Below are 1,414 nucleotides of genomic sequence, written 5' to 3'. Positions count from 1 at the left end.
AACACAGTGGACGCGAGCAACTGAGGACAAGCCCTCGGCCTATTAGTACCAGTCACCTCCACCCGTTACCGGGCTTCCAGATCTGGCCTATCAACCCAGTCGTCTACTGGGAGCCTTAACCCCTCAAAGGGGGTGGGAATACTCATCTCGAAGCAGGCTTCCCGCTTAGATGCTTTCAGCGGTTATCCTTTCCGAACGTAGCCAACCAGCCATGCCCTTGGCAGGACAACTGGCACACCAGAGGTTCGTCCGTCCCGGTCCTCTCGTACTAGGGACAGCCCTTCTCAATATTCCTACGCGCACAGAGGATAGGGACCGAACTGTCTCACGACGTTCTAAACCCAGCTCGCGTACCGCTTTAATGGGCGAACAGCCCAACCCTTGGGACCGACTCCAGCCCCAGGATGCGACGAGCCGACATCGAGGTGCCAAACCATCCCGTCGATATGGACTCTTGGGGAAGATCAGCCTGTTATCCCCGGGGTACCTTTTATCCGTTGAGCGACGGCGCTTCCACAAGCCACCGCCGGATCACTAGTCCCGACTTTCGTCCCTGCTCGACCCGTCGGTCTCACAGTCAAGCTCCCTTGTGCACTTACACTCAACACCTGATTACCAACCAGGCTGAGGGAACCTTTGGGCGCCTCCGTTACTCTTTGGGAGGCAACCGCCCCAGTTAAACTACCCATCAGACACTGTCCCTGATCCGGATCACGGACCGAGGTTAGACATCCAGCACGACCAGAGTGGTATTTCAACGTTGACTCCACGAACACTGGCGTGCCCGCTTCACAGTCTCCCACCTATCCTACACAAGCCGAACCGAACACCAATATCAAACTGTAGTAAAGGTCCCGGGGTCTTTCCGTCCTTCTGCGCGAAACGAGCATCTTTACTCGTAGTGCAATTTCACCGGGCCTATGGTTGAGACAGTCGAGAAGTCGTTACGCCATTCGTGCAGGTCGGAACTTACCCGACAAGGAATTTCGCTACCTTAGGATGGTTATAGTTACCACCGCCGTTTACTGGCGCTTAAGTTCTCAGCTTCGCACGCCCGAAAGCGCACTAACCGGTCCCCTTAACGTTCCAGCACCGGGCAGGCGTCAGTCCGTATACATCGCCTTACGGCTTCGCACGGACCTGTGTTTTTAGTAAACAGTCGCTTCTCGCTGGTCTCTGCGGCCACCCCCAGCTCACGGAGTAAATCCGATCACCAGTGATGGCCCCCCTTCTCCCGAAGTTACGGGGGCATTTTGCCGAGTTCCTTAACCATAGTTCACCCGAACGCCTCGGTATTCTCTACCTGACCACCTGAGTCGGTTTAGGGTACGGGCCGCCATGAAACTCGCTAGAGGCTTTTCTCGACAGCATAGGATCATCCACTTCACCACAATCGGCTCGGCATCAGGTCTCA

1 rRNA gene is annotated in these 1,414 nt (G+C 55.9%); it reads right to left on the bottom strand.

What is annotated here, in order from left to right:
• Positions 1–22: 22 nt before the first annotated feature.
• A 23S ribosomal RNA gene (locus AC068B_RS41165) occupies positions 23–1,414 on the bottom strand; the annotation flags it as partial.

Source organism: Streptomyces sp. NPDC042371, from assembly GCF_056437465.1.
The sequence above is the reverse complement of the archived record's forward strand: the minus strand, read 5'-3'. Positions and strand labels throughout refer to the sequence as shown.